This window comes from Halorubrum trueperi (assembly GCF_042662525.1).
GTDB lineage: Archaea > Halobacteriota > Halobacteria > Halobacteriales > Haloferacaceae > Halorubrum > Halorubrum trueperi.
This window is the reverse complement of the sequence record NZ_JBHSXI010000001.1, coordinates 380,825-406,264: the sequence shown is the minus strand read 5'-3', so window position 1 is coordinate 406,264 and position 25,440 is coordinate 380,825. Positions and strand designations below refer to the sequence as shown.

The window sequence follows — 25,440 nt, the reverse complement described above, 5'->3', positions numbered from 1 at the left end:
AGACACACGCGTCGCGTGTTCGCCGTCTTACCGGGGGAATACCAATGGAGCGTGTGACACTACGAATCCCGAAACAGCAGATTGACGAGGTCGAACAGATGGTCGAGACGGGCGAGTTCCCGAACCGGAGCGAGGCGATCCGGTCGGCCGTCCGCGACATGTTGAACGAACAGGACGGCGAGCGCGAGGAGCGCAGCCGCAGCCGCAACTGGGCGAAGGTGTAGAACGATGCAGGACCTCGTTCAGGACGCCCTCGACAACGCGGAAGCGGAGAAGCGCGACATGGACGTCAGCATGGACGACGACGAGTTCGGGGACCCCCGTATCGTCATCGTCGGTGCCGGCGGAGCCGGCAACAACACGATCAACCGGCTGTACAACATCGGCGTCAACGGTGCCGACACCGTCGCCATCAACACGGACAAACAGCACCTCAAGATGGTCGAGGCCGACACCAAGATCCTCGTGGGTAAGTCCCTCACACAGGGACTCGGGGCCGGCGGCGACCCCAAGATGGGCGAGCGCGCCACCGAAATGGCACAGGGGACGATAAAAGAGGTGCTCGGCGACGCCGACCTCGTCTTCGTCACCGCCGGCATGGGCGGCGGCACCGGCACCGGCGCAGCACCGGTCGTTTCGAAGATCGCCAAAGAGCAGGGTGCAATCGTCGTCGGGATGGTCTCGACGCCGTTCAACGTCGAGCGCGCCCGCACGGTCAAAGCCGAGGAAGGGCTCGAAGACCTCCGGAACGAGGCTGACTCGATCATCGTCCTCGACAACAACCGCCTGCTTGATTACGTCCCGAACCTGCCGATCGGGAAGGCGTTCTCCGTGATGGACCAGATCATCGCGGAGACGGTCAAGGGAATCTCCGAGACGATCACCCAGCCGAGCCTCATCAACCTGGATTACGCCGACATGTCCACCATCATGAATCAGGGCGGCGTGGCGGTCATGCTCGTGGGCGAGACCCAGGACAAGAACAAGACCCAGGAGGTGGTGAACGACGCGATGAACCACCCGCTCTTGGACGTGGACTACCGCGGCGCGTCCGGCGGACTGGTCCACATCACGGGCGGCCCGGACCTCACGCTCAAAGAGGCCGAAGGGATCGCGAACAACATCACCGAGCGGCTGGAAGCGAGCGCCAACGTGATCTGGGGCGCTCGGATCCAAGACGAGTACAAGGGGAAGGTCCGCGTCATGGCCATCATGACGGGCGTCCAGAGCGCGCAGGTGCTCGGCCCCTCCACGCAGAAGCAGGCGGACAGATCCCGAGCCGCGGTCAACGGCGACGACCCCGGCAACTCGCGCTCGCGGGCGGCTGAGACGAACGGGACCGCCGGCAACGCCGCGGTCTCCGGCGGCACCGAGCAGGGTGCGTGGGAGTCCGACGGCGGCACCGAGCCGACCGAGAAGAACAACGGCCTCGACGTCATCCGCTGACTCCCCGGTCCGTCACCGAGACCGGCCGATTGGGACCGTTTTCGTTTCCTATCCGACGAGCGGAGCGACCGGTTCGAACGCGGCGGGTTCGGTTCTGATGGTCGATGTCGAGCGTCAATCGCACCGCGGATCGTCGATCTCACCGCCGATCGTCAGTCGCACCGCCGATCGTCGATCTCACCGACGACTACGACGTCGACCTGGACCGAGCTGTCGAGCGCTCGATCCGTTCAGACCGCCTCGATCGCGTCCAGCAGGCGGCACTTCCTGCAGACGTCGCGGCTCGTCTTCGAGCCGCAACGCCGACACTCCACGAGGTCGGGCGAGTCGCCGTCGCCGCCCTCCCGGTACCGCTCGGCGGCGAGCGCTGACAGCTCCTCGTACCCGGCCATGATCGAGTGGCGCGCGCCGGGGTGATTCTCCTCTAACTCGTGGATCGTCGACTGGATCTCGCCCCGGTACGCCTCCGAGGAGTGGGGACACTCCGCCATGTGGGTCGGCAGGTCGCGGACGTGACAGTAGAGGGCGATCTCCTTTTCGGGCACGTCTCGTAGCGGCTTGGCGCGCGGGACGAACGCGTCGGTCCCCTCGCGCTCGTCGAAGGGGCCGAGCGAGGCGTCGAAGTGCTTCGCCACCTGCCGCACGTCGCCCTCGAGGAAATTCATCATCGCCGTCTGCGCCTCGTCGTCGAGGTTGTGGCCGGTGAGCAGCTTGTCCGCGTCGAACTCGGCGGCGTACTTCTCTAGAAGATCGCGGCGGAACACGCCGCAGTACGCGCAGGCGGCCATGTTCTCCGGATCGCTCTCGACCACGTCGTCCATCCGCACGTCGAATTCCTCCTCGTAGGAGACGACCTCGTGTCGGAGGGAGAGGTCGGCGGCGAGCTCGACGCAGGCGTCGAGGCTCGCGTCGCGGTACCCCTCGATCCCCTCGTGGATCGTCAGCGCGAGCATCTCGACGCGGGGGTCCTTTCCGAACACGTCGTCCAGTATCTTCGTCAGCGCGACGCTGTCTTTCCCGCCGGAGAGACCGATCACCCAGCGGTCGGGATCCTCGGCCGTCGCGTCCGGATCGAGCAGACTGTCCTCGCGGACGCGGCGTTTCACGCGCGTCTCGACCGACTGGCGGAGGTGCTCGCCGCACAGGTGCGCCCCGGAGTAGGCGGCGTGGTGGATCGCGTCGGACCCGCACTTGTCACACTCCATCGGTGTCGGGTTACGGTCCCGTGCGGATACCCGTTTCGGGCAGCAAATCGTGAACAACCGCGCGCGGGTTGTCGCCGGTTCCGACATGGGTTTGTCGTCGGGGCGGCCTCCCTCCGACGTGACCGACTCTCCCACCGGCGTCGACCGCGATCCGGATCCGCGGCCTCTCCGAGCGGATCCGCCGGACGAGGGGTTCCGTACCCGACTGTGGCGTCACGGGTTCAACCTCCTGCCCGCGTATCGCGGGACCGGCGCGCGGGTCGATCACATCGCCGCGGACTGGCGGTACGTGCGAATTCGGGTCCCGTTCAACTGGCGGACGCGGAACGCGGTCGGGACGATATTCGGCGGGAGCCTCTACGGCGCGATCGACCCGGTGTACATGACGATGCTCAAGCGGGTCCTCGGCGACGACTTCACCGTCTGGGACAAGTCGGCGGCGATCGAGTTCATCGAACCCGGCCGCGACACGCTGTACGCCGAGTTCGAACTGCCCGCCGCCGAGACGGACGCGATCCGCGAGGAGCTATCCCCCGGCGAGTCTACCGACCGAACCTACCTCGTCTCGCTCGTCGACGAGGCGGGGACGGTCCACGCGGCCTGCGAGAAGACGCTGTACGTCCGGCGGGACGAGTGAGCGACGCGGTCGAAATATTCCGACAGCGACACCGAGCGGCACCGAGACTCGCTTACGCCGTCGCGCCCGCGACGAGGCTCTCTCTGACGGTCTCGACGAACCGATCCGGGTGCTCGACGTGAGGGAGCAGCCGGGCGCGGTCGAAGACGACGAGCCTGGCGTCCGCGGCGTCGGCAAGTTCGCGGCCGTCCGAGAGCGGGCTCACCTCGGCCTCGCGTCCCCAGACGATCGTCGGCGGCACGTCGAGGCTCGCGAGCGCGGCCGTGAGGTCGAGGTCGCTGTTGAGGTACCCCGAGACGAACGACGCCGGCGCGAACCTCGCGTTCTCGACGTGGCTCGTCCGCCACTCGTAGTCGGTCCACTCCTCGCTCGGGTTCGTCGGGTCGTCGTAGCCGTGGTCCGCGTTGAAATACCGGATCGACGGCTTCGACGCGACGAGGTTAAAGAGCGTGTCCCCGACGAGCGGCGAGCGGATCAGCTCGCGGATCCACGCCTTCGGCGGACTCGGCCCGGCGACCGTCGTCGGACAGACGCCGACGAAGCCGGAAATTTCGACGCCGGCATCCCCCTGGCCGTCGGTCGCGGCCGCCCGAGCGGCGTACGCCGCCGATAGCGACGAGGCGACGACGGCCGGCTCCTCGAAGTCGGCGAGGAAGTCGCGGACGAAGTCCTCGTACAGCGCCGCGGAGTAGCGGAGCGGCGGCCGGTCTGACCGACCGAATCCCGGGAGGTCGGGCGCGACGACGTGGTAGTCGTCGGCGAGGTCGTCGAACACCTCGCGCCACTCCCCCGAGGTGCCGGCGGCGTTGACGCCGTGGAGGAGAACGAGATCGGGCGATTCGGGGTCACCGGACTCCGCGTAGGCGACGTCCATCCCGCGCCAGCGGAACGTGCCGTCGTCGCCGTCGAGCGGGGACTCCAGTTCCCCCTCGTAGCGGAGACCGGTGTTGAGGGCGGCGATCGCGCCGACGCCGAGGAGGGCGCTCCCGACGATGTTCCTGCGTCTCATGGAATACTGTTGGTCCGCGGGCGACTTATATCCGCGGGGGGACTTATGCCCCCGAGAGACCGGATCACCCGTCGCTCGGTTCGACGCAGTCCGCGATCGGGTCGACGATCGCCGCGGCGACGCTGTACGGGTCGGTCTCCCGCCGGCGGACCGCGTCGGCGAGGGCGTCGATCCCGCCGCGCCGATCGATCTCCGCCGTCGCGAGCGCGCCGACGTCGGAGCGCACCAGCGTCCGGATCTCCTCGGCGTAGCGCCGGCGCTGCGTCGCCTCTATCTCCCCAGACTCGCGGAGGTGCCTCGCGTGCGCGTCGAACGTCTCGATGAGTCCCTCGACGCCCTCGCCGGTGTTCGCGACCGTCCGTCGGACCTCCGGGGTCCACGCAGCCGCTTCCTCCGCTGCCTCACTCGCACCCGCGCTCTCATCCGCACCCGCGCCCTCATCCGCACCTGCACCCGCGCCCTCCGATCCATCGTGTTCACCGTGGTCCGGAGGATCGGGGGCGTCGAAGCCGTGATGGCCCGTATCGAGGCCTTTCGTCGGGCTCTCACGACGATGGACCATCTCCTCCAATTCCGCGAGGGTCCGCTCTGCGCCGTCCATGTCGGCTTTGTTGACCACGAAGACGTCGCCGATTTCGAGGATGCCAGCTTTGAGCGTCTGGATGTCGTCACCGGAACCGGGCTGGACGAGCACCGCGACTGTGTCCGCGGTGCGGACGACGTCGACCTCGTTCTGTCCGGCTCCAACCGTCTCGATTATCACGACGTCCTTGCCGAAGGCGTCGAGCGCCTTCACGGCGTCCGCGGTCGCCATCGAGAGGCCGCCGAGCTGGCCGCGGGCGCTCATCGACCGGAAGAACACGTCCATGTCGCCGACGTTCGACCCCATCCTGATCCGGTCGCCGAGCACCGCGCCGCCGGTGTACGGCGAGGAGGGGTCGACGGCGACCACGCCGACCGTGTCCCCGCGGTCGCGGTAGGCGGCCGCCAGCTTGTCGACGAGCGTCGACTTCCCCGCGCCGGGCGAGCCCGTGACCCCGATCACGTCCGCGCCGCCGGTGTGCTCGTGGAGCGCGGAGACGATGGCTCTGTACCCCGTCGATCGGTCCTCTATCAGTGTGATGACGCGGGCGAGCGCGCGATGGCTCCCGGCGAGCAGCTCCTCGACGAGCTCGGCGTGGCGGTTGGCGAGGGAGGGCGCGTCCGTCGCGGTCGCCTTCGTGTCCCCGCCGTCGTCCGTCGGCCCGCCCATCTACGCTCGCTCCGGGACGTTGTTCCGGATGAATTCGATCGTCTCCTCCATCGGCGTGCCCGGTCCGAACACCTCGGCGACGCCGAGTTCCTTGAGCTCGGCCTCGTCGTCGTCGGGGATGATCCCGCCGACCAAGATGAGGGTGTCCTCGAACGCGCCGTACTCTTTGAGCCCCTCGATCACCTTCGGGACGAGGGTGTTGTGCGCCCCCGACAGGATCGAGATGCCGAGCACGTCGACGTCCTCCTGGACGGCCGCCTGCACGATGTCCTCCGGGGCGCGGTGGAGTCCGGAATAGACGACTTCGAAGCCGGCGTCGCGGAACGCCCGCGCGATCACGTGTGCCCCCCGGTCGTGGCCGTCGAGACCGACCTTCGCGACCAGACAGCGGACGGCCCGTTTCTCCTGTTCGGCGCTCATGTCCGGTACTGGGTCGCGTGCCCGTTTGATTCTAACGGAAGTTCGGGAGGGATGCCGGATTCGGGCGGGCGGTCGCGTCCGCATCGGCGTCCTCCGTCAATCCCTCCGTGTCTTCCGCGACCGACGCCTTGAACGCGCACACTGCCCTTCGTGTCGATATGACCCGAGACGCGGCTAACTCCTCGGACGCGGCCGGCCCATCCGACGCCCCGGACGAGGCCGACCCATCCGACGCCCCGGACGCATCCCCCGGCCGCCTCCCGAGCAGGACCCGAATCGGTCGTACCGCGCTCCGCGTGGCCGACCTCGACGAGACGACGGCGTTCTACCGCGACGTCGTCGGGCTCGGGGTCCTCGATCGCGACGACGACGAGGCCGCGCTCGGCGTCGACGGGACGCCGCTGCTCGTCCTGAATCGCGACGTCGATCGCCCGGAGCGGCGCTCCACCGACGCCGGCCTGTTCCACAACGCATTCCGCGTTCCCACCCGCGCCGCGCTCGGCGACGCCCTCGTGAGGGTGCGGGATCGGTGGCGGCTCGACGGCGCATCCGACCACCTCGTCAGCGAGGCGCTGTACCTCGACGATCCCGAGGGCAACGGCGTCGAGATCTACCGCGACCGTCCCCGCGAGGAGTGGCCGATCGGCGACGACGGCACGGTCCGGATGGCGACCGAACCGCTCGATTTCGAGAGGGTCGCCGCTGCCGCCTCCGATGGCGACCGCGACGACCTCGCCGATTCGGCCGACCGCACCGACCGCGTCCCGCCCGGAACCGACGTGGGTCACGTCCACCTCGAAGTCACGTCGCTGTCGGCGTTCGAGGCGGTCCACGTCGACGGGATCGGCTTCGCGGTCGGGATAACCGGTCCGAACGTCCGGTTCGTCGCGGCCGGCGGCTACCACCACCACATCGGCGCGAACACGTGGCGCGGCCGCACGACCCCCGCAGCGGGACGCAGGCTGGCGTGGTTCGAGGTGATCGTGCCGGACGCGGCCGCGCTGGACGCGGTTCGACGGCGGCTCGACGCGGTCGCCGCTGATCGGGACGTCGAGTTCGTCGTCGACGAGCGGGACGACGGGATCGCGGTGACCGACGCCGACGGGATCGAGGTCCGCATCGTGACGGAGTGAGTCCGGAGCGACCTCGACGACGTCGGCCGGGCAAGCCCGAGAGCGCCGTCCGCTCGGGAACACGATTATACCGATTCACCGCTCACGTCCACGCATGAGCCTCTCGCTCGACGCCGACCAGCTCGATCGGTACTCCAGACACGTCATCATGGACGAGGTCGGGCCGGCGGGCCAAAAGCGGCTGCTCGACGGTCGCGCGCTCGTGATCGGCGCGGGGGGGCTCGGCGCGCCGGTGATCCAGTACCTCGCGGCCGCGGGAGTCGGGACGCTCGGGATCGTCGACGACGACGTCGTCGAGCGGTCGAACCTCCAGCGACAGGTGATCCACGGCGACGCCGACGTGGGCGAGCCGAAGGTCGAGTCGGCGGCGCGGTATGTGGACCGGCTCAACCCGGACATCGACGTGGAGACGCACGAGACGCGCCTCGACGAGGGCAACGTCCGCGAGCTGATCGCGGGGTACGACCTCGTCGTCGACTGCGCGGACAACTTCCGCACGCGGTACGTCGTCAACGACGCGGCCCGGATCGAGGGGCTCCCGGTCGTCCACGGAGCCATCTACAAATTCGAAGGACAGGCGACGACGCTCGTCCCGGGTGGTCCCTGCTACCGGTGTCTCTTCCCGGAGGCACCGGAACCGGGAACGGTCCCCGACTGCGCGGCCACGGGCGTGCTCGGCGTGCTGCCCGGCACGGTCGGCTGCATCCAGGCGACCGAGGCGATCAAGCTCCTCGTCGACGTCGGAGAGCCGCTCGACGGTCGGCTCCTCTTTTACGACGCGATGGACGTGAGTTTCGAGTCCGTCCCGTTCCGGAAGAACCCGGACTGCCCGGTCTGCGGCGACGACGGCATCGAAACGCTCGACGGGATCGACTACACGGGCGGCTGCCGTGTGAACGCGGACTGAACCGAGAGGCGGCGCGCCGCGGCCGTCCGGCACTCCGGACGCTAGTCCTGCCATATCTTGGAGACGCTCGTGTCGCATCTCGGAGCCGTTCGCGCCGCTTCTCGGATCCGCTCGCGCCGCATCTCGGCTCACATCGAGCGCTCGGTCATCGTCGGACCGGCGGGTGCGCCCGATCCGTCGTCGGCGAACCCGGAGCGAACGCACCACCGGCAGTACCGGAACTCCGGCCGGTTCTCCGCCCCGCAGTGCCGGCAGACCACGGTCTCGCCGTCGATGTCGAGCGGCGGCGGGCCTCCGGCCGGGGAGACGCCGGACGCGGTGGTGTCGGTCCCGGAGTCGGCGTCGGTCCGTTCGGTCCCGGAGTCGGCGACGGTCCGTTCGATCCCGGAGTCTGTGCCGTCTTCCCCGGGTTCGTCGGACGCTCCGAGGACGTCGGGCGGCTCCCAGTCCCGCCTCGCGAGGAGCCACGCGAGCGCGAGGTTGGCCGCGAGCACCCCGACGAAGACCGCGACGACCGGAACGAGGGTGTCCCCCGTCATATGCCGTATGTTAGCAGGCCAAGGATATAGGCGCAGCGGTGGGACGCGGTCGTCGCCGTCCACCGTTGTGACCGCACGAAGAACCTCCGGGGGCGACCGCCCGGAGTCCCCGACACTCTTGGTGATCCCCGTCGAAAACGGACGCGTATGAAAACGACCGTGCACACGGACGCGGCCCCCGAAGCGGTCGGGGCGTACAGTCAGGCGACGACGAACGGCGACCTCGTCTTCACGGCCGGGCAAATCCCGCTCACGGCCGACGGCGACCTCCTCGACGACGCGCCGATCGCCGAGCAGACCGAGCGGGCGCTCGACAACCTCGTCGCCGTGCTAGACGAGGCGGGGGCGTCGCCGGCGGACGTGCTCAAGACAACCGTCTTTCTCGCCGACATCGACGACTTCGACGAGATGAACGAGACGTACGCGGACTACTTCGACGAGTCGCCGCCGGCGCGGTCGGCGATCCAGGCGGGCGCGCTCCCCAAGGGCGTCGGCATCGAGATCGAAGCCGTCGCCGACGTCGAGTAGGATGGCCGACCGCGACGCGGCGGATCGGAACGCGGCGGATCGGGACGTGACGGATCGGGACGCGGCTGGTGGTAGTACAAATCTGACGGGATCGGGACGCACCCGCGCCAAATCGGCGACCCTGTGGGGGCTCGTCGGCGGGTTCGCGTTCCTGGTGCTCGCACAAGGGTACCTGCTCGTCGGCGGCACCGGTGCCCTCCCGATTCCGTACGCCGGGGTGTTCGCGATCGCGGGAGCGATCGCCGCCACGTCGGGCGGGATCGCGTACGCCACCGAGCACCGACTCCGCGCGAAAAGAAGGACTTAACAGTCCCACCAGATTATCTCGGATAGAGCCAGGATGGCCGAGTGGTAAGGCGCACGCCTGGAAAGCGTGTTCCCTTCCGGGATCGGGGGTTCAAATCCCTCTCCTGGCGCTTTTCGACGCTCTCGCACCGATAGCTCCCGTACTCTCTCAGCGTGGGCACGTCATCGTTCCTCGTATCTGACACAAGATTCATACGTGTGTGACCCGTTAACACGGATGACGATGCCAGACACGAAATCGGGCCGCGAGCGGAAAGGACGGAACAAGCGCCGGCAGCTGGAGAGCCGCCTCAACCGACGCGAACTCGACGCCGCCGACGAACCGCCGGAACCGACGCTCGACGAGGTCGACTCGGAGTATCTCACCGACGACGCCGACCGCGATCGGTGAGTTCGCGTTCCCGTTCGTCGGATTTCCGAGGGTGACGCCCGGCGGGCCTCGGATCAACGTCTACGTCCACTTCCTCGGGGACGCGCTCTCGTTCCCTGTCGTGCAGGTCTCGATGCTCGGTGACCTCGGGGACGCCCGCTGGCGGGAGCGCTCCGGTTCCGCCTGACGAGTCCTCTCCGTCGAATCACATTTATGCCGGTCGCTCATACTTCCGGTCGAGAGGGTTCTCAGGGGTCACACGCACGATGAAGCTCAGATCGCTAGCCGGCTCCGGCGTCACCGTCCTCCTCGTGGTCGTCGTCGTCGCCATGCTCGTCGGACAGCAGCTCGGCCAGCCGATCGTCCTCGGATTCGTTCTCACGGGGAGCATGAACGGCGATCCCGCGAACATGGCCCCGGGCGACGGATTCGTCGCGGTCCCGCCGCAGATCGCGGGCGACCTCGGCGAGGGCGACGTCGTGACCTTCGACGCCCGCGAGCTGCAGGGTGGCGGACTGACCACCCACCGGATCGTCGGCGAGACCGACGAGGGGTACATCACCCGGGGCGACGCGAACCCGTTCACCGATCAGGACGGTCCGGAGCCGCCGGTACGGGAGTCGCAGATCGCGGCCGTCGCGCTGCAGCTCGACGGCGACGTGGTGGTGATCCCGAAGATCGGCGTCGTCGTCCTCGGGATGCAGGAGGCGTTCTCGATCGCCGCGTCGTTCCTCGCGGGCGTTCCGGGACTGGGCGGCGTGGCCGACGGCGACGTCGGCTCCACGATGGTGGGAGTCGGGCTGTTGCTGTTGGCGTACAGCATCGTCGCGGAGCTCTTCGGTGGCGGTCGCGGCCGACGGCCCGAACGCTCGGACCGCTCGCGCAGCCGTCGGAGCGAGACGAGCGCGGTCCTCGTTCTCGTCGCGATCCTCCTTCTCATCACCGTTCCGGCGACCGCGAGCATGGTGATCCCGTCGGGGACGAACGACATCACGATCGTGAGCTCGCAGACGCCGAGTGACAACCCCACGGTCATCGAACGCGGCGAATCCACGGAGTTCACCTACAACTTCACCAATGACGGGTTCATCCCACGGATCGCGACCGTGGAGTCCGCGAGCACCGGCGTGGAGGTGAGCCGGGTCGACCTGGTGGCGGGACGGGGCGAAACCGCCAGCACGACCGTGACGATCCGCGCGCCCGAAGAGACGGGCGCGTACGTCCGGACGATCGACGAGCGACAGTACGTCCAGTTCCTCCCCGCTTCGGTGATACTCGCGCTCCACGCGATTCACCCGTACGTCGCGATCGCAGCCATAAACGGGGTCATCGTCGGCGTCGTCACGACCGCGTACGTCCTCGCGGTCGGGCTCGAACCGTTCCGATTCCGGTCGCGCGACCGCGACGTCGCGCTGGTCGACCGCGTTCGGCGACGGATCCGAAAGTGGCTGTGACCGCCAACTCGGACGCGGTCGGCTCGACGTCACCCTCCCGCCGTTGATCCCGGCGTCGATCACCCGCTGTTGATCCCGGCGTCGATCACCCGCCGACGATCAGCCTGAGGTTCCACCCGGTGAGCGCCAGCCCCAGCCCGGCCGCCGCGACAGGCGGCCAGTAGTACGAGAACGGCTCGCGAGAGCGGGCCCCGTGGACGCTGACCGAGATCAACACGAGGAACACGAGGAGCTTCAACAGGAGGAACCCGGAGACGCCGAAGTCTCCGAGCAGGCCGCCGACGACGGGGTTGGCCTCGATCAGTCCGGGCACGGCGACGGTCGCGTACAGCGTCGAGACGACGTCGCCGACGCCGTACGTGAGCGCGGCGACGAGCCAGAGCGCGTAGAACTCCCCCGCCCGGCTTCGGTACAGCGGCGTTCCGTCGCCCTCGCCGAGCGCGTCGGCGTCGGAGACCTCGGAATCGGCGGCGTCCGCCTCGGCCGCCTGCGCGAGTAGCGTGTCGATCTGTCGGCGACGGGCGGCGGTCTCGCCGCGAAGCTCGCGGTACCGATCGTCGTCCGAGAGTTCGTCAGGGTCGCGGCGGGACTCCACACGTCGCCGACGGGCCGCGAGCGAGAGGTACTGCTCCACCGCCGCCGTCACCGCGCCGCGGTCGACGAGGCGAGCGACGGTCCGGCGAAGCTCGTCTCGGGTCACCGGTCGCGGGACGTGCTCGTCGACGTCGAGCCCGAGAACGGTCAGCCCGTCCGTCGCTCCCGACAGTAGCCCGATCTGACAGTCCGGCCGGCGCGACCGGATCCGGCCGATCAGTTCGGGCCCCGCTCCGGCGACGAAGTCGCCGTCGAGCAGGACCACGTCCACGTCGCCGTCGAGCGCGTCGAGCGCCGATTCGACGTCATCGGCGGTCCGGGCCTCATAGCCGTCCAGCCGGTCCGCGTACTCGGCGGCGCGCTCTCTGTCGGGGTCGAGTAAGAGAACCGTCGCGTGGGCGGAGCGATCCATGCGTGCTGGCCGTACGTTACACGCTCCGATTGTTAAACGACGCGGGGATCGCGAACGAAACGGTGAGAGATGAGTGGGGAGGAGTCTAGCTGTCGTCGGACTCGGCGGTGATAGTGAGGGTGTAGTCCCCGTTATCGAGGTCTCCCTCGTCCCCGCCGTTGATCAGGTCGATCTCGATGCCGAAATTGATCGAGTCGCCCGATTCAAGGGAGTCCGTGATGTCGTCTTCCCCGGTGAGGATGTCGCCGCCGTTATCTACCGAGTCCTCGCTGTCCCCGTCGAACTCGTCGACCGGGAATGAGAACGTCTCCGAGGCGTCAGCGTCACCCGGTATGTCGGTGAACTCGAGCGTGACCGAGTTCACGGTCTGGGTCCCCTGATTGGTCACGGTCACGAGGTTCCGGAACGTCGTAATCGCGTTCTGGTTAAGTCCATCGGCCCCCTCTGGGTCGTTTCCGTCGAGGTTGATCGCGATCGTGTCGTCGGTCTCCTCGACGTACGCGTTGTTGTCGTCTCCGTCGCGGTCGGCCGGCTCGAGCCCCAAGAGGGCGTTCGCGTCGCCGGCGGTCTCGACGGAGACCGTCCGATCGGCCTCCACCGTGTCGAACGCGCCCGTGCTGAGTATCGCGCCGCCGCCCGCCACCAATCCACCGAGTCCGATCAGGACGCTGCGTCTGTTTGCCATATCTATCCAGTGTATCCCCACCCCCTTTGTATTGGGCCGCTTGAACGGGACTGCGCCCGAACACGGAAGCGGTATCGGTCGGCTTGAACCGCGCCACAGGTGAAGGAGAGCCGGTATCGGACACCTTGAACCGCCCGTCGTCGCCCGTCGCTCTCGCGGTCTGACCGGCCGCCCGGGGAAAGCCCGCCAATACAAAAGGGGCGGACGACGTAGAGTGGGACACGAACCGCGGATCGGTACGAGCCGCGGCGGCGGAACGCATGATCACGAGACGACAAACTGCGATCGGACTCGCCTCCGCGGCGCTCGGAAGCGCAGCCGTCACCTCGGCGTCTGTCCTCTCGAACACCGCCGCGGCGTCCGCGGACCTGCGCGTGGTTATCGCCTCCGAGCTTCGGCTCGTGCCCGCGCGCCCGAACGAGGAGTACGTGCAGACCGACGACGCCGGTGCCGTCGAGGCGATCGTGATCGAGAAGCTGAACCAGCGGTCGGTCTCGCGCTTCGACGGGCTCGTCGAGATCACGAACGAAGGCGACGTGACGTACGACTGGCTCGCGTTCGCGTTCCGACCGGCCGGCGACGATCCGGACGAGTCGGACGCGGCCGTCGCCGAGACCCTCAGCGTCGTCTCCGCCGAGGGGGACGCCGACACCGACGAGGAGGGTCGGACGACGCTGCTCGCGGATACGAACGAGGCGCTGGCCCCCGGCGACTCGACGACGTTCGGCGTCGCCGTGAACCTGATCCCCGACGACGACCCCGGCGACCTCGACGACCTCCCCGGCGGCTCGACGATTTCTCTGGAGATCACCGCCGTACGCGAGTAGCGAACACGTGACTGAAGTTCGACCATTCTGCGAAACGGTGAGAGAACCTCCCGTGGTATCACTAACCACGGAATTTTCGTCGGCGGAACGCGACCCCCTCCGAGTCGTGCGATTGTTCCCAATCAGCTTGCACCATCAAGCACCGCTTGAACCGATCGCGGTGCGAGACGAGCGCTTGAAGAGGGCCCTTCAATCGTTTCAAGTAACCTAATACTAAGTGGATACCGTTACTGGTGACGAGTAGGTGGAACCCTCATGGCCAAACGACGCAGTATGTTACTTGGACTCGGCGCGTTAGCGACAGGGAGCGGGGCGGTGTTCTCGTCGGCGTCGTTCACGTCGTCCGCGGACTCGAGCGCTGACTTCCGCGTTGTCGTTGAAGATGATCTTATCGCGGAGGCGGGTGAAAGCTTTCGTGATGGCGAGGAATTTGATCCCGACGAAGACATGTACTACGACATCAGTAGTGAGTCTCTATTTAGCGGTGGTGACGACGATATCGACGGGACGCTAAACACTCTCGAACCAGGAGACCTTCCAGCAGTTGGAGCGAACGCTGAAACGAACGAAGACCTCGCGTTCGAAGTCGCAACGATGATCGATACTTCACACGACTTCGACGGGTTCCTCCGGATAAGAAATGAAGGAACAGAAGACAAAGATGTTGGTATCACGTTTACTCCCAGCGATACCATAACTGAAGATGGACCGCTTACTCTAGGTCTCGTCCAAAACACGTATCAATTTAAACTTGAGGGCGGGATGATTATCTCCCCAAATCCCAGCGGAAACGGAGATGGTGACTCTGATCCAGCGAATTTCGTTACGATACCAGCCGGTGGGTCCGAAAACGTTGCACTCCACGTAAACACGGAAGACCAAACGAGTAAAGACTTGACTAAAGGGGCCGATTTAGACGACCTGGATCCGTTCTCCGAAAACGGTGAGCACGCGACAATCGATCTCGTAGACGAAATCGTCATTGGTACCAGTGGTGATCAAAACAACCCAGAAGAGTAAACCCCTATCTCGAAATACACACCTGAATTGATGGCCATACTCACATGGAATAATGTCTCAACTGAGAACGTGAGAACGATAGTACTCTCCGTCCCAGACGACTCTGTTGAATTTAGATTCTTCAGACACCGTAGTATCTGAAACACCTGATCGTTGAACGGTGATTCTTGAGCGATTGCGGGAGTAGGTATTGCAGAACGCAGCCGGCGACGCGACATTTAAAACAACAAGTGCGAGAGCGACGCCCGCTTATAAATGATCGCGGCGGTGGCGCGCCTCCGAGCGCCCGCAGGGCGCGAGGAGCCCGCGAGGGACGCCGCGAGCGAAGCGAGCGGCGAGGTTGGGGAGGTGTGAGGTACGGGGCTGTGCGGTTGTGGGGTGGGACTCAAAGGGGCAGCCGTGAGGCGGGCGCAGGCGACGTAAGCACCGCAGGAACGAGTGGAGCGAGTGACGAGGCGCGCAGCGAGCGTGCGCCCGCCTCACGGCTGGGGCTTTGCAAGTGGTCACCACGCCAGCAACGGTACATAAACAGTCGCCAACAACATCACTCATTCACTTATAAATGTTCACTCCAATGAAATGATACACTTATTTTCGGAATCGCTCACTGCTCTTCCTGTATCGACAGGCTATTTCGTTTCGTATCATATCCGATGAATCGTATTTCAACAGAGCCAGTAAAGTTATAATTCGGCATGAATCTACCTAAGACATGGTTAGTCGACGCAGGCTACTATCCGCGATTTCGCTTTTCCTCTCTCTATCCCTATCCGGCTGCCTCGATACGTTCACCGGCGGCGAGGGAGGACTCTCCGGTGGTGGCGGCGGTGATATCGACGACGAGCGCCGCGAGATCGTCCAAACGTACGACGACGCGCTCGTCGCCCGCAACGACGCGCTGGGAGCCCGCGACGAGGGGATCACCGCGTTCAACGAGGAGTCGTACGCGGCCGCGATCGAGGCGATCGAGACCGCCGCGGCGGACATCGAGCGAGCCCAGTCGGGATTCGCCGAATCGGTCGACCTCGCCCGCGAAATCGCCGAGGACGCGGCGACGTCGCTGTGTGAAACGGCGGCCGAGGAGACTGACCTTCAGGTCGCCGCGACCGAGGCCGCGCTGGCGGCCGCGACCGCCGCCGACGAGGACGCGGACGCGGGAACGATCAACGGTCACATCGAGGAGTACCGCAGTCGAAGATCGGAGGCGTCCGAGCGCTCCGTCGAGGACACCGACGCGGTCGCCAGTGCCCTCGGACTCGAGTGACGGCTCGGCGGGTCGGCACGTGCGTCGACTCCGGAACCGACACCCGAATAGTATATACCGGCTGAAACGAATCGGGGACACAGCATGCGTGGGAGCACGGGTCCTCACCCGGAACGAGAGCGGACGCCACCCGTCGAGCGACCGGGATCGGGGGGATTGGGGGGATCGGGGGGTTCGTGAGCGTGTCTCTCACCGACCAACGGGAGTACACGCGCCCGGAGAAGGACGAGCTCTACGACCTGTTGAGCAACCACCGCCGGCGGTACGTCATCCACTTCTGTAAGAAGGCCGACGGGCCGCTCACCCTCTCCGATCTCGCGGAGAAGGTGGCCGCTCGCGAGCAGGACAAGTCGGTGGCGGAACTCACCTCCGCCGAGCGCAAACGCGTGTATACGTCCCTCCAGCAGACGCACCTCGACCGACTGGCCGACGCCGGGATGATCGACTACGACGGCGATCGGATCGAGCTCACCGACGAAGCCGCGACCCTCGACGTCTACCTCGACGTCGTCCCGGCGGGATCGATCTCGTGGGGTATCTACTACCTCGGCGTCTCCGCCCTCTCCGCGGTCGTGCTCGCCGGCGTGTGGGTTGGGTTCGTCCCGACGGGCGTCGTTCCGGAGATCGGCTGGGCCGCGCTAATCCTCGCGGTGTTCTTCGCATCGTCGATCGCACAGGTGCTCCAGAACCGCCGCTACCGGCTCGGCGGAACCGAAGAGCCACCGTGACCGGTTCCGGCGACGACGGTCGGAACATCCCGGAGGACTACGGTCGCCCCCGCCATCGGTCGGAACGCCCCGGGCGAACTTCGCCCATCCTGCACCCCTATAAGACTATATGTCTGTGGGCATAAATTATCGGTGAGCGCGGTACGTATCCGCAGGTTTCGTCGATCCCGTCCGTTCGACGCCGACCGGGATCGGCGGCACCGGTCGACAGCCAACAGATCAGCGTCAAAACCACCGAGATGCCCCGAAAACGGCAGCGTGACAGAGGCGAATCCGGCGGCTCCGTGAGCCGCCGGGCCGCGCTCGGGCTGCTGCTCACCGGCGGGGCCGCTGCAGCCGGAGCACAGGGAACCGGCGCGTTCTCCGCGGTGGCCGGCGACCGATCGTTCAGCGTCGGGACAGCCGAGGACGCCAACGCCCTGCTGGGCGTTGAGGCGGTCGATCCGACCGGCGACGCCGGCGACTCGGTGACGCTGTTGACGCTGACAAACCGATTCTCCGAACCCCTCTCGATCGAGCGAGTGAGTGTCATCTCCTCCGACGGCCTCGGTATCGACAGAAGCGATCTCGACGTCTCCAGATGGACCCTTCAACCGGGTGAAGAGTCCCACGTCGGGACTGAGCTCGCGTGCTCGTCCAACACCGCCGGCGACGTCGACATGCGGATCCGCGCGGTCACCACGGACCGCGACGAATCGGTCGAGCTGACGCGGACCACGGCCGTTACGTGCCGGGCGGTCTCCGCGGCGTGTCTCACCGCCCCGGAGATCGAACTGGAGGAGGAGACGGTCCCCTGTATCGACGTCGACCTCCGTGGCGGTGGGGAAGTCGAGATCGAAGCTGAGGACAGCGTCGTCGACGGCGACGCCACCGTCACTCTCGGCGGCGGGGGCGATGTCGAGATCGAACTCGACGGAAGCGACATTCGCGGCGATCTCCGGATCGACATCCGAGGGGGCGGGAGCGTCTCGCTCTCGATGGCCGATAGCGACATCGACGGCGAGGTTCGGATCGACACGCCCGGCGGTGCCGAAGTCGAGATCGAAATGGAGGACGCCAGGATCGGTGACGGGATTGCCGTGACCCTCGGCGGCGGTGGGGAGGCTTCCCTCTCGATGGAGGGCAGCGAGATCGGCGACGACGTCGTGATCGCGACGGGCGGCGGGAGCAGCGTCGACGCCGAACTGGAGAACAGCGCGATCCGGGGCGATTTCGACGTCGACGCCAGCGGCGGCAGTAGCGTCGACATCGAGGCCGAAGACAGCGAGATCGAGGGCGACCGACCGGACGCGTGACCTCGACGCGTCAGAAGTCGTACTCTTCGAACTCGGCCATCGTCGTGTCGGCGTAGTTGACGAGCCACTCGCCCGCCGGTGAGTCCGGCCGAACGTACACGTACACGTACTCCCCGTCGAGAACCGTGCTCACGCCGAGCTGCTCGTCTTTGATCACGCGCTTGTTGGTGTCGATGGCGACGTCGACGAGCCCTTCGAGGTCGTCGACGAGCACGGTCGCCTCGTACTCCCGCTCCGACGGGAACGTCCCGCTGGTTATCCACTCGGAGAACTCCTGTTCCTGCTGGTGGATCCGCAGGATCTCGCGTTCGTCCGCCGAGAGATAGACCAGACCGTTCTGACGGGCGAACAGGAGCCCGCCGAACGTGCCCAGCCCGAGGACCAACACGAGCGCCGATCCGGCCGCTTCGATCCCGCTCGGCCCGACGGTCCGCTCGACCGTCTCCGTTCGCTGGCCGGACTCGTCGATCGTCTCGGTCTCCAAGACTCGGAGGGTTTGCTGATTGACGGCGATCGGCATCACGCTCTCGTAGGAGTCGCTCACCGACTGTCCCGACAGGGTTCCCTCCACGTTCGACGTCGACACGACGCGGATCTCGATGGTCCCGGCCGCGCCGAGTTCCTGTTCGATCGTGGCGATGGTCTCGAAGACGTCGTCGATGTCGACGGTCGCGTCCACCGTGTGGTTCCCGTCCGCGGTGACGTCCTCGTCGCTACCGGTCGCCAGCGGTTCTGCGTACTCCCAGAGCACGTCGTCGTCCTCAACGCTGCGGTACACGAGGCGCATATCGGTCGTCACGTCGACGGACCCGTCTTCGGCGGTGTGTTCGTACGTGTACGTCACGTCGAGCTCCTCGGCGAGGTTCACGTAGTACACCGGGCGGTTATGTACGCGTTCGCCCTCCTCGAAGACCAACGACTCGTTCACGATGACTGAGCTGTGGTCGTAGGCGGTCGACTCCGACCACTGACTGACGGTCACCTCGTCGCGTTCGACCTCGGGAGTGGCGTATACCTGATAGCTCCACCAGCCGCCGACCGCGGCCAGAAGCACCGCGGCGATCAGGATCACCGAGAGCCACTGTTCGAGGAACGCGCGGACCCGGATCGACCGCTCGACCTCGCTCACGGTCGCCACCCGTCGAATCGGTCAGGTCGCCACCCGTCGAAACGATCAGGTCGCCACCCGATCCGCGTCGCGGAGCGCTCCGTCCGCGTCGTCGTCGATAGATCCATCATTCTCTGTGGACCCCGACGGAGTCGATCGCGACGACTTCGTCGAAGAGCGGTTTGAGCGTGTTCACGTCCTGGGGGTCCCCGGCGATGGGGTCCACGTGAAAGTGCGATACCGTGTCGGCGGAGCGGAGCGTGTTGAGAAGCACGTGGAGGAAGCGGAACGTGCTCTTCACGTCTCTGTAATTCAACACGACGTTGAGGGAGTCGAAACAGACCGCGATCGGGCGGTCGTCGTCCGACCAATCCGCTATCGTTCCGGAGAGGACGATGCCCAGCCGCGTGATGTCGTTCGGGTTGGTTATCCGCACGCAGTCGACCGCGTCGTCGACGGAGGCCGGCACCGACTGCCCGTAGCCGATCGCGATCAGCTTGAGACGGTGAGACCCCTCCGCGAGGCGCTCCAGACGGCTCGGATCGAGCTCTTGGTACCGGACGAGAAGCGTGTACGGTACGGTACCGTCTCTCTCATCGTACAACAGCGCGTGGCAGGCGTGTTTGCTCCGGTCGTCCCGCGATTCGGACTGGACGAGAACGCTGGTGCCGGGCGCGACGGACACGCCGCTCGGGAGTCCCCCATCGACGTGTTCCGGGGCATCCTCGGAAAATGAACCCGGTGACGGTGAATCGATCGATCGGTTCGACTCGGTCGCGGTATCGTCCGACGCGATCGCACCGCGGTCAAGCGATCCGTCAGTCGTGGATCGCTCACGATCCCAGATTCGTCCCTCTCCACGCCCGGCCCGTCGTCGGTCGGAAGCCGACGGGGACGGCTCGGCGTCGCTCTGCGGCGGTTCCGAGACGGCGTCGGATCGGTCGGTTTGCCGGCTCCAGTCGGGTGGCCCCTCGCTCGCTTCACGCTCTTCACTCTCCTCGCTTTCCTCACTCTCGCTGGGGTTCTCCCTGCCCGGCCTGCCGTCCGCGAGCCACTCCCACGAATCGACTTCGTCGGTCCGTCCCTCGGTGCCGGCGGGCTCCCGCGCGATCACCGCGTCGTCCGAGTTCGGATCGGCGGTCGACGTCCCGTCGATGGAATCGTCCGTCGACGTCCCGTCGGTGTCCGGATCGCGATCCGAATCGTCCGTCGACGTCCCCGTCGATCCGCCTGTGGTCCCATCGCGAGGATCGTCCGGATTCCGTGATCGACCGTCACGGTCGTCCTCGAACCGTGTCCATAGCGCCTCGAATCGCGATCTCCGGTCCGGGCTGTGTCCGCTACCGTCCGGATCTGTTTCCTCCTGCCGGGAGTCGTCTGCTCCGTCATCGCTCATGGGCGTCTCGATCGCGCCGCGACGGTCCGCGGGTCCCGAACCCGGTCGCCGGTCGGCACCGCGGCTCGTTCGTTCCCGGAGCCCCGCGTGTTCTCGGTGCGATCCAGCCCACACATTTCGTAGTGCGTAGTCATTTCAGAGTAAAAAACTATCGCACAGGCCGCCTCGGAGCGTCTCCCGGCACAACCGTTAAGCTACTGGACGTTTAAGATTGGCCCCGTGTCAGACTCTTGGGAAGCGGACGAGTCGGTTCCGGTCGACGTCGATACGTTCCAAGAGTGGCTTCGGTACACCGCGGACTCTCGCGATGTCGACGAACAAGAGCTGTTGAATCGGCTCGTCTCCGCCTACTGGGTACTCGACGAGATGAGCGACGTCGTTCCTGACGCCGGTACGCGCGGATCCGGTTCCCGCCCGCCCGACAGGAATCCGATCGACGGAGTGCCGGACTGGAGCCCTCCGGCCTCGGAACACCGTCGATCTGCCGACGAACCCGACGCCGGATCGGCCGATGGACGTACGGAAACCGAACGGCCGACGAACGAACGACCGCCGAACGAACAGCGGCCGAACGAACAACCGACGAACGAACGCGCTTCCGGCGACGGAGACGACGAATCCAGTTCGGCGGACGGTTCGTCGACCGAGGACGCCGTCGCGGACGAGATAGCGGAGCTTCGGAATTCGGTACACACCCAGATCAGTCTGGTTCACACCGTCGCGGAACTCCGACGGCAGGTCTCCGACCTGTCGCTCGACGTCGAACAGCAGCGATCCAGACAGGACGGGTTCACCGATCGCATCGCAGACGACGTCACGCGCCTCCACGAGCGGATCGAACGGATCGAGACGCAGTCGGGCGGCGACACAGCGGAACTGGAACGGCGCGTCGCGGACGTCGAGGAGACTCTCGACGAGATCGAATCGACACACGGCGAGCTCGAAACCTGGGTCGACGGGGAGTTCGACGAAATCGAGTCGTTGTTCGAGCGTCTCATCGAGAAGACGGACCGCCTCGACGATCGGCTCGGCGACGTCGATCCGATCGTCGAGAGCGTCGCCGACCGCGACCGGAACCGACGCGAACTCGCCGCACTCCGACGCCAGGCGTTCCGTCTGGACGTTAGCGGAGGCAACTGCGAAAGCTGCGGCGCGTACGTCGATTTCTCTCTCCTCACCGACCCCGCCTGTCCCGGCTGCGAACGGACGTTCACCGACATCGAGCCCGACGACTCGTGGAACCCGTTCTCGAAGCCGACGCTTCGCACCGACGCCGATCAGCGGAATTCGCCCGGTCCGCGAGGCCCGATCGATCCGCGAGATTCGACGGACAAGCGCTGAATTCTCCGCTGCGGGCGTCAGTCGGCGACGGCGTGACAGTTAGAACAGTTCGACAGCACGCAGTCCCGCGACGACGATCGTCGCGTTGTACACGGCAACGACCGCGAACAGCGCCGACGGGATCCCGTACCCCGTCAGCCGGACGATCGGGGCCAGGTGCCCGTCTCGGCGACGCATCGAGACGGCGATGGACGCGACCTCCGTGATCACCGTGATCGCGACGACGATGGCGAAGGAACTCACGAGCAGACCGGTCACGATACCGACGCGGGACAACAGGGAATCGACGACGGGGTTCGCTTCGTACACCGCGGGCACGAACCGGAGGCCGACGCCCGTCGTGAGCGCGTCAGCCATCTTCGTGGCCGTCAGCACCGCGACCCCCGAGATGGAGAGTGCGCTTCGCCCGTAGGTACTCGGCGAGTTCGTCCCTCCGGATCGTCGGTCGGTCGTGGGTTTGACCGAGCGAAGCGAACGACCGCCCTCAGACCGAGAGCGATCGGTGACGCCGGTCCAGCGGCGACGGCTCGCGGCGCTCCCGCGGCCCGCCTCCGAGTCGGCCGTGCGTCTCGACATAGTTTCTATCCGACAAGATAGTTTCAATATACATAAATTTATGCGATACCATTCCACACGGATCGGTTCGGGCGTCGGTGGCCGCTCACCCTCGTCGTCTCCGGCGGGTGTCCGACGGTCCGGGAAAAGTAACCTACTTGAGTGCGCGCGAGCAACCCGGAAACGCAGTCCCGTGGTGTAGTGGCCAATCATAATGGCCTTTGGAGGGAATCCGTCCGCGGCCGCGACGCGATCACGGGCCGTCACCTGTGACGCCCGTCGGATGCCCGAAGTCAGCCATTGACGGCGGTTCGAATCCGCCCGGGACTATCCTGCGACGAGCGATTCGCGAGCCACAGGTACGTCCAGCGGATTCGAACCCTGAAAGACGCAGCGTCGAGTGAAACGAGACGACCGTCTTTCTCTGGTTCGAGATTCGCCCGGGACTATTCTCCGAACGAAGTGAGGACGAATAGTCGCACGGAGCCATCTGAGATCGTTCCGCTACCACCACGTGACGATTGAGAACCGCCCGCAGCGATCCCGTTGAAACCCAGTTTTTTAGACCGGTCGACTGAAACAGCGGTTCGTTCCCGATCGTCGCTCGATTGAGTTCGGGAGTGGGTATTGCAAATCACTGCCAGCGACTTGATATTTAAAAGCGATGAGCGTGGTAGCGTCGATTGCTTATGAATGAACGTGCGGTGCGGTGGCGTGCCTCCGAGCGCTCGCTTTGAAGCGAGCGCGAGTAGGGAGGGACCGAAGGTCCCTCTGACAGCCGGCGGCGAAGCCGCCGGCGAGAGCCCGCGAGGTCGCCGGACTACGTCCGGCTGCCAGAGAATCTCCGATTCTCGCTGGACGCCGCGAGCGCCTTATAAAGGCGCGAAGCGGCGAGGCTGGGGAGGCGTGAGGTGCGATGCGGTTGCGGTCAGGGTGGGGGTGGGACTCAAAGGGGCAGTCGCAGGGACGAAGCACGCTGCAGTAAGCACCGCAGGAACGAGTGAAACGAGTGACGAGGAGCACAGCAAAGCGCGCGAGTCGTCGCGACTGGGGCTTTGGACGTGTTCACCGCGCCGGCAACAATCACTTATAAACAACCAACGCCAGAACCACAGCGATTCACCGCGTCAGCAGCGATATATAAACAGCCGCCAGCAACCACATTCGAGCACTTATAAACGCCGACTCCAATGCAGTGAGATCCCTACTCTTGCAATCAATCACGCGGCGATTGGCAACGGAACGGGTGTTTCAGTTGAAGATCAGCCTTGAAATTCGGGTTTCATTGTCATCCTCCCCACGCTGAAGCGCGAGGGTTCCCACGGAACGACACCGCTGGGGTGGGATAGTGACTTAAAACATCCGTTCAGCGCGTCAAACAGGGACTATTGAGAGTATTGTCGGATTCATCACCGCCGTCAACCGCGAGGTTGCGCTCGACCCGACCGCCGCACAGACCGCCGGCGGTTGAATCCGATCGTTCGTCTACCTACCCTCGGATATTGTCCCGTACTCTGTAAAGAATATTAGGGTAGAGATTAGGGTTCGAGCCATTCAAATAGCAAATATGCGACCGGAGTGCAAAATGAAGGCGAAAGAACTGTACGAGTGTTTCAAATGCGGTTCGCGGCGGGAGACCGGCGGCACCTGTGAGTGTGGCGGCGCACTACAACACCTCGGGCGCTCGCGAGACCTGTAGCGAGGGCAGGGGTCAGTTGACGGGGCGTCAGGATCCGTCGACGGAGCTCTCGTCCCCACCGTTGTCGTCGTCCCCGGCGTCACCGGCGGACTCCGCATCGTAGTCGGGCAGCGAGAGGACGTTCTCGCGGCCCAGTCGGAATCCGTCGAGTTCGTCGTCGTCGCGGAGCCCGGTCACCACCTGGCTCGTCTTGGCGGCGGTCCAGTCCAGTTCCTCGGCCACCCGCTTCTGTTTCATCCGGCCGCCGTTCGACTCGATGAGTCGAAGAACCTGTTCTTCGTTGCTCAACAGGTCCTCGTCTACCGTCGAGGCTCCGGCATCGTCGGTCTCGCTCGTGCCCGATCCCGCTCGGACCGCCGCCCCGTCTACGCTCGCGTCCCCGTCGACACCGGCAGCCGGGCGATCCTCCCCTGCGGAGTCGCCTGGCCCGACGGAATCGCCCGATCCGACCGACGCGTCGCCTCCGTCTCTCTCGCGGGACGAATCCGTCCAGACGCCCCTGACCGATTCGAGGACTGGGGCCCCGATCCCGTCTCGCCGCCGACGGTACGCGACGCCGACGGCGACGACGAGCGTGGCGACGACGAGCGCGGCGACGATCGGGACCGTGCCGCCGAGGACCCCGTCGGGTTCGATCGTCGCTCGGGGCTGTCCTTCGGTAAAATCGACCGGCCCCCGCCACACGACCGAGCCCTCGCGGGTCTCCGTGGGCGCGGGAGACGTTTCGGCGAGTCGATACCCGTCCGGCCACGAGACGATGAGCGACGAGGCCTCGTCGAGGAACATGCCGTCGATCGCGTCGCCGATCACGATCCGATCGTCGTCGACCGCCGCGAAGTCGCGCCACTCGAATCGGTAGGTGAGCACGCCGTACGACTGCGGAAGCTCCCGTCGATCGGCGGTGACGGTCGCGTTCGACACCGCCATCTCGCGACCGGTCGCGTTCTCGGCGGCGGCGGCCGTCGACGCCATTCGGTCGTGGAATCGATTCGTGTACGCGTCGGGATCGGACTCGACGTCCGTGCGGAGGTCCTCGAACGCCTGTTCCTCGTCGTCGGTCGACAGCCGCACCCGGTACTGTATCTCCCAAACGGCGTCGCCGTCCGGCTCGACGGTCACGTCGATCAGGACGTCGTCCGCGTCGACGTCCATCTGTTCGAGCCCTCCCGCGGGGACGCCGGACGCACCGGACGCGCCGCCGACGGCGGCGAATCCGACGGCAAAGACGACCGTCGCCACGACGAGAAGGGACACCGTTCGCTGCACGAACGAGTACTCACGGGGGCCGGGTAAATCGCTTCCCATCTCGA

General features: G+C 66.1%; 28 protein-coding genes and 2 tRNA genes. 19 read left to right on the top strand and 11 right to left on the bottom strand.

The window, feature by feature from the left end; translation table 11 throughout:
• The first annotated feature begins 44 nt into the window (after window positions 1-44).
• Together ACFQEY_RS02020 and ftsZ are read left to right on the top strand one after the other, a co-directional pair.
• Window positions 45-224, top strand: coding sequence for a ribbon-helix-helix domain-containing protein (locus tag ACFQEY_RS02020; protein ID WP_379764294.1), 180 nt, complete (start codon window positions 45-47; stop codon window positions 222-224).
• A gap of 4 nt (window positions 225-228) precedes the next feature.
• On the top strand, window positions 229-1,446 hold the full coding sequence (gene ftsZ / locus ACFQEY_RS02015; RefSeq protein WP_379764292.1) for a cell division protein FtsZ: 1,218 nt from the start codon (window positions 229-231) through the stop codon (window positions 1,444-1,446).
• 230 nt (window positions 1,447-1,676) lie between these two features.
• Here ftsZ and ncsA read toward each other — a convergent pair whose 3' ends face one another.
• Window positions 1,677-2,651: a tRNA 2-thiolation protein NcsA gene (gene ncsA, locus ACFQEY_RS02010; RefSeq protein ID WP_379764290.1), complete on the bottom strand. Its 975-nt coding sequence runs from the start codon at window positions 2,649-2,651 to the stop codon at window positions 1,677-1,679.
• A 118-nt stretch (window positions 2,652-2,769) separates the two neighbouring features.
• On the opposite strand from ncsA, the gene ACFQEY_RS02005 reads away from it, so the two are divergent.
• On the top strand, window positions 2,770-3,288 hold the full coding sequence (locus ACFQEY_RS02005) for a DUF4442 domain-containing protein (protein ID WP_379764288.1): 519 nt from the start codon (window positions 2,770-2,772) through the stop codon (window positions 3,286-3,288).
• A gap of 52 nt (window positions 3,289-3,340) precedes the next feature.
• On the opposite strand, the gene ACFQEY_RS02000 is transcribed toward ACFQEY_RS02005, so the two are convergent.
• From ACFQEY_RS02000 to ACFQEY_RS01990, 3 genes are all read right to left on the bottom strand, one after another.
• Window positions 3,341-4,297 (bottom strand): alpha/beta fold hydrolase, encoded by a 957-nt coding sequence (locus tag ACFQEY_RS02000; protein WP_379764286.1) that lies wholly within the window; start codon window positions 4,295-4,297, stop codon window positions 3,341-3,343.
• A gap of 64 nt (window positions 4,298-4,361) precedes the next feature.
• Window positions 4,362-5,549, bottom strand: a complete 1,188-nt coding sequence (gene meaB, locus ACFQEY_RS01995; RefSeq protein ID WP_379764284.1) for a methylmalonyl Co-A mutase-associated GTPase MeaB — start codon at window positions 5,547-5,549, stop codon at window positions 4,362-4,364.
• Entirely contained in the window at window positions 5,550-5,969 is a 420-nt protein-coding gene (locus ACFQEY_RS01990; RefSeq protein WP_379764282.1) for a cobalamin B12-binding domain-containing protein, read from the bottom strand.
• 158 nt (window positions 5,970-6,127) lie between these two features.
• Between ACFQEY_RS01990 and ACFQEY_RS01985 the strand changes: the two genes are divergently transcribed.
• On the top strand, window positions 6,128-7,102 hold the full coding sequence (locus tag ACFQEY_RS01985; RefSeq protein ID WP_379764280.1) for a VOC family protein: 975 nt from the start codon (window positions 6,128-6,130) through the stop codon (window positions 7,100-7,102).
• Between the two features lie 94 nt (window positions 7,103-7,196).
• On the top strand, window positions 7,197-8,009 hold the full coding sequence (gene ubaA / locus ACFQEY_RS01980) for an SAMP-activating enzyme E1 (RefSeq protein WP_379764278.1): 813 nt from the start codon (window positions 7,197-7,199) through the stop codon (window positions 8,007-8,009).
• A gap of 128 nt (window positions 8,010-8,137) precedes the next feature.
• Here ubaA and ACFQEY_RS01975 read toward each other — a convergent pair whose 3' ends face one another.
• Entirely contained in the window at window positions 8,138-8,548 is a 411-nt protein-coding gene (locus tag ACFQEY_RS01975; RefSeq protein ID WP_379764276.1) for a DUF7577 domain-containing protein, read from the bottom strand.
• Between the two features lie 147 nt (window positions 8,549-8,695).
• Between ACFQEY_RS01975 and ACFQEY_RS01970 the strand changes: the two genes are divergently transcribed.
• The 6 genes from ACFQEY_RS01970 to ACFQEY_RS01945 all read left to right on the top strand — a co-directional run bounded on the left by ACFQEY_RS01970 (window position 8,696) and on the right by ACFQEY_RS01945 (window position 11,206).
• Window positions 8,696-9,076, top strand: coding sequence for a Rid family detoxifying hydrolase (locus ACFQEY_RS01970; RefSeq protein ID WP_379764274.1), 381 nt, complete (start codon window positions 8,696-8,698; stop codon window positions 9,074-9,076).
• A 1-nt stretch (window position 9,077) separates the two neighbouring features.
• Complete coding sequence (locus tag ACFQEY_RS01965) at window positions 9,078-9,383, top strand: hypothetical protein (protein WP_379764272.1); 306 nt, start codon at window positions 9,078-9,080, stop codon at window positions 9,381-9,383.
• A gap of 27 nt (window positions 9,384-9,410) precedes the next feature.
• Window positions 9,411-9,492, top strand: a tRNA-Ser gene (locus tag ACFQEY_RS01960).
• Window positions 9,493-9,605: 113 nt separating this feature from the next.
• On the top strand, window positions 9,606-9,773 hold the full coding sequence (locus tag ACFQEY_RS01955) for a hypothetical protein (protein ID WP_379764270.1): 168 nt from the start codon (window positions 9,606-9,608) through the stop codon (window positions 9,771-9,773).
• 31 nt (window positions 9,774-9,804) lie between these two features.
• Complete coding sequence (locus ACFQEY_RS01950) at window positions 9,805-9,939, top strand: hypothetical protein (RefSeq protein WP_379764268.1); 135 nt, start codon at window positions 9,805-9,807, stop codon at window positions 9,937-9,939.
• Between the two features lie 79 nt (window positions 9,940-10,018).
• Window positions 10,019-11,206 (top strand): S24/S26 family peptidase, encoded by a 1,188-nt coding sequence (locus ACFQEY_RS01945; RefSeq protein WP_379764266.1) that lies wholly within the window; start codon window positions 10,019-10,021, stop codon window positions 11,204-11,206.
• A gap of 85 nt (window positions 11,207-11,291) precedes the next feature.
• Here ACFQEY_RS01945 and ACFQEY_RS01940 read toward each other — a convergent pair whose 3' ends face one another.
• Both ACFQEY_RS01940 and ACFQEY_RS01935 read right to left on the bottom strand, forming a co-directional pair.
• Window positions 11,292-12,212, bottom strand: coding sequence for a DUF5658 family protein (locus ACFQEY_RS01940; RefSeq protein WP_379764264.1), 921 nt, complete (start codon window positions 12,210-12,212; stop codon window positions 11,292-11,294).
• Window positions 12,213-12,297: 85 nt separating this feature from the next.
• Window positions 12,298-12,897 carry a hypothetical protein gene (locus tag ACFQEY_RS01935; RefSeq protein WP_379764262.1) on the bottom strand — a complete coding sequence of 200 codons (600 nt, stop codon included), beginning with the start codon at window positions 12,895-12,897 and terminating at the stop codon, window positions 12,298-12,300.
• Window positions 12,898-13,157: 260 nt separating this feature from the next.
• Here ACFQEY_RS01935 and ACFQEY_RS01930 point away from each other — a divergent pair, with 260 nt between their 5' ends.
• From ACFQEY_RS01930 to ACFQEY_RS01910, 5 genes are all read left to right on the top strand, one after another.
• Window positions 13,158-13,724, top strand: a complete 567-nt coding sequence (locus ACFQEY_RS01930; protein WP_379764260.1) for a hypothetical protein — start codon at window positions 13,158-13,160, stop codon at window positions 13,722-13,724.
• A 255-nt stretch (window positions 13,725-13,979) separates the two neighbouring features.
• Window positions 13,980-14,744: a hypothetical protein gene (locus tag ACFQEY_RS01925; protein WP_379764258.1), complete on the top strand. Its 765-nt coding sequence runs from the start codon at window positions 13,980-13,982 to the stop codon at window positions 14,742-14,744.
• A gap of 712 nt (window positions 14,745-15,456) precedes the next feature.
• Complete coding sequence (locus ACFQEY_RS01920) at window positions 15,457-16,008, top strand: hypothetical protein (RefSeq protein ID WP_379764256.1); 552 nt, start codon at window positions 15,457-15,459, stop codon at window positions 16,006-16,008.
• A gap of 182 nt (window positions 16,009-16,190) precedes the next feature.
• On the top strand, window positions 16,191-16,736 hold the full coding sequence (locus tag ACFQEY_RS01915; RefSeq protein ID WP_379764254.1) for a DUF7344 domain-containing protein: 546 nt from the start codon (window positions 16,191-16,193) through the stop codon (window positions 16,734-16,736).
• A 239-nt stretch (window positions 16,737-16,975) separates the two neighbouring features.
• On the top strand, window positions 16,976-18,031 hold the full coding sequence (locus ACFQEY_RS01910) for a hypothetical protein (protein ID WP_379764252.1): 1,056 nt from the start codon (window positions 16,976-16,978) through the stop codon (window positions 18,029-18,031).
• 10 nt (window positions 18,032-18,041) lie between these two features.
• Here ACFQEY_RS01910 and ACFQEY_RS01905 read toward each other — a convergent pair whose 3' ends face one another.
• Both ACFQEY_RS01905 and ACFQEY_RS01900 read right to left on the bottom strand, forming a co-directional pair.
• The gene (locus ACFQEY_RS01905; protein ID WP_379764250.1) at window positions 18,042-19,160 is read right to left on the bottom strand and encodes a DUF5305 domain-containing protein; all 1,119 of its coding nucleotides are present in this window, start codon (window positions 19,158-19,160) and stop codon (window positions 18,042-18,044) included.
• A gap of 106 nt (window positions 19,161-19,266) precedes the next feature.
• Window positions 19,267-20,535 carry a DUF7504 family protein gene (locus tag ACFQEY_RS01900; RefSeq protein ID WP_379764248.1) on the bottom strand — a complete coding sequence of 423 codons (1,269 nt, stop codon included), beginning with the start codon at window positions 20,533-20,535 and terminating at the stop codon, window positions 19,267-19,269.
• Window positions 20,536-20,754: 219 nt separating this feature from the next.
• Between ACFQEY_RS01900 and ACFQEY_RS01895 the strand changes: the two genes are divergently transcribed.
• A complete protein-coding gene (locus ACFQEY_RS01895; protein WP_379764246.1) occupies window positions 20,755-21,876 on the top strand; it encodes a hypothetical protein in 1,122 nt (373 codons plus the stop codon).
• Between the two features lie 39 nt (window positions 21,877-21,915).
• Here the strand turns inward: ACFQEY_RS01895 and ACFQEY_RS01890 are convergent, their stop codons facing one another.
• Complete coding sequence (locus tag ACFQEY_RS01890) at window positions 21,916-22,452, bottom strand: hypothetical protein (protein ID WP_379764244.1); 537 nt, start codon at window positions 22,450-22,452, stop codon at window positions 21,916-21,918.
• A 166-nt stretch (window positions 22,453-22,618) separates the two neighbouring features.
• Here ACFQEY_RS01890 and ACFQEY_RS01885 point away from each other — a divergent pair.
• Both ACFQEY_RS01885 and ACFQEY_RS01880 read left to right on the top strand, forming a co-directional pair.
• Window positions 22,619-22,761, top strand: a tRNA-Gln gene (locus tag ACFQEY_RS01885).
• Between the two features lie 1,237 nt (window positions 22,762-23,998).
• The gene (locus ACFQEY_RS01880) at window positions 23,999-24,130 is read left to right on the top strand and encodes a rubrerythrin-like domain-containing protein (protein WP_379764243.1); all 132 of its coding nucleotides are present in this window, start codon (window positions 23,999-24,001) and stop codon (window positions 24,128-24,130) included.
• Between the two features lie 27 nt (window positions 24,131-24,157).
• On the opposite strand, the gene ACFQEY_RS01875 is transcribed toward ACFQEY_RS01880, so the two are convergent.
• Window positions 24,158-25,396: a helix-turn-helix transcriptional regulator gene (locus ACFQEY_RS01875; protein ID WP_379764241.1), complete on the bottom strand. Its 1,239-nt coding sequence runs from the start codon at window positions 25,394-25,396 to the stop codon at window positions 24,158-24,160.
• Window positions 25,397-25,440: the final 44 nt, after the last annotated feature.

Coding starts and splice junctions, on each gene's coding strand:
- ACFQEY_RS02020 (WP_379764294.1), top strand. CDS start 45: ATGGAGCGTGTGACACTACGAATCCCGAAACAGCAGATTGACGAGGTC.
- ftsZ (WP_379764292.1), top strand. CDS start 229: ATGCAGGACCTCGTTCAGGACGCCCTCGACAACGCGGAAGCGGAGAAG.
- ncsA (WP_379764290.1), bottom strand. CDS start 2,651: ATGGAGTGTGACAAGTGCGGGTCCGACGCGATCCACCACGCCGCCTAC.
- ACFQEY_RS02000 (WP_379764286.1), bottom strand. CDS start 4,297: ATGAGACGCAGGAACATCGTCGGGAGCGCCCTCCTCGGCGTCGGCGCG.
- meaB (WP_379764284.1), bottom strand. CDS start 5,549: ATGGGCGGGCCGACGGACGACGGCGGGGACACGAAGGCGACCGCGACG.
- ACFQEY_RS01990 (WP_379764282.1), bottom strand. CDS start 5,969: ATGAGCGCCGAACAGGAGAAACGGGCCGTCCGCTGTCTGGTCGCGAAG.
- ACFQEY_RS01985 (WP_379764280.1), top strand. CDS start 6,128: ATGACCCGAGACGCGGCTAACTCCTCGGACGCGGCCGGCCCATCCGAC.
- ubaA (WP_379764278.1), top strand. CDS start 7,197: ATGAGCCTCTCGCTCGACGCCGACCAGCTCGATCGGTACTCCAGACAC.
- ACFQEY_RS01975 (WP_379764276.1), bottom strand. CDS start 8,548: ATGACGGGGGACACCCTCGTTCCGGTCGTCGCGGTCTTCGTCGGGGTG.
- ACFQEY_RS01970 (WP_379764274.1), top strand. CDS start 8,696: ATGAAAACGACCGTGCACACGGACGCGGCCCCCGAAGCGGTCGGGGCG.
- ACFQEY_RS01965 (WP_379764272.1), top strand. CDS start 9,078: ATGGCCGACCGCGACGCGGCGGATCGGAACGCGGCGGATCGGGACGTG.
- ACFQEY_RS01955 (WP_379764270.1), top strand. CDS start 9,606: ATGCCAGACACGAAATCGGGCCGCGAGCGGAAAGGACGGAACAAGCGC.
- ACFQEY_RS01945 (WP_379764266.1), top strand. CDS start 10,019: ATGAAGCTCAGATCGCTAGCCGGCTCCGGCGTCACCGTCCTCCTCGTG.
- ACFQEY_RS01940 (WP_379764264.1), bottom strand. CDS start 12,212: ATGGATCGCTCCGCCCACGCGACGGTTCTCTTACTCGACCCCGACAGA.
- ACFQEY_RS01935 (WP_379764262.1), bottom strand. CDS start 12,897: ATGGCAAACAGACGCAGCGTCCTGATCGGACTCGGTGGATTGGTGGCG.
- ACFQEY_RS01930 (WP_379764260.1), top strand. CDS start 13,158: ATGATCACGAGACGACAAACTGCGATCGGACTCGCCTCCGCGGCGCTC.
- ACFQEY_RS01925 (WP_379764258.1), top strand. CDS start 13,980: ATGGCCAAACGACGCAGTATGTTACTTGGACTCGGCGCGTTAGCGACA.
- ACFQEY_RS01920 (WP_379764256.1), top strand. CDS start 15,457: ATGGTTAGTCGACGCAGGCTACTATCCGCGATTTCGCTTTTCCTCTCT.
- ACFQEY_RS01910 (WP_379764252.1), top strand. CDS start 16,976: ATGCCCCGAAAACGGCAGCGTGACAGAGGCGAATCCGGCGGCTCCGTG.
- ACFQEY_RS01900 (WP_379764248.1), bottom strand. CDS start 20,535: ATGAGCGATGACGGAGCAGACGACTCCCGGCAGGAGGAAACAGATCCG.
- ACFQEY_RS01890 (WP_379764244.1), bottom strand. CDS start 22,452: ATGTCGAGACGCACGGCCGACTCGGAGGCGGGCCGCGGGAGCGCCGCG.
- ACFQEY_RS01880 (WP_379764243.1), top strand. CDS start 23,999: ATGCGACCGGAGTGCAAAATGAAGGCGAAAGAACTGTACGAGTGTTTC.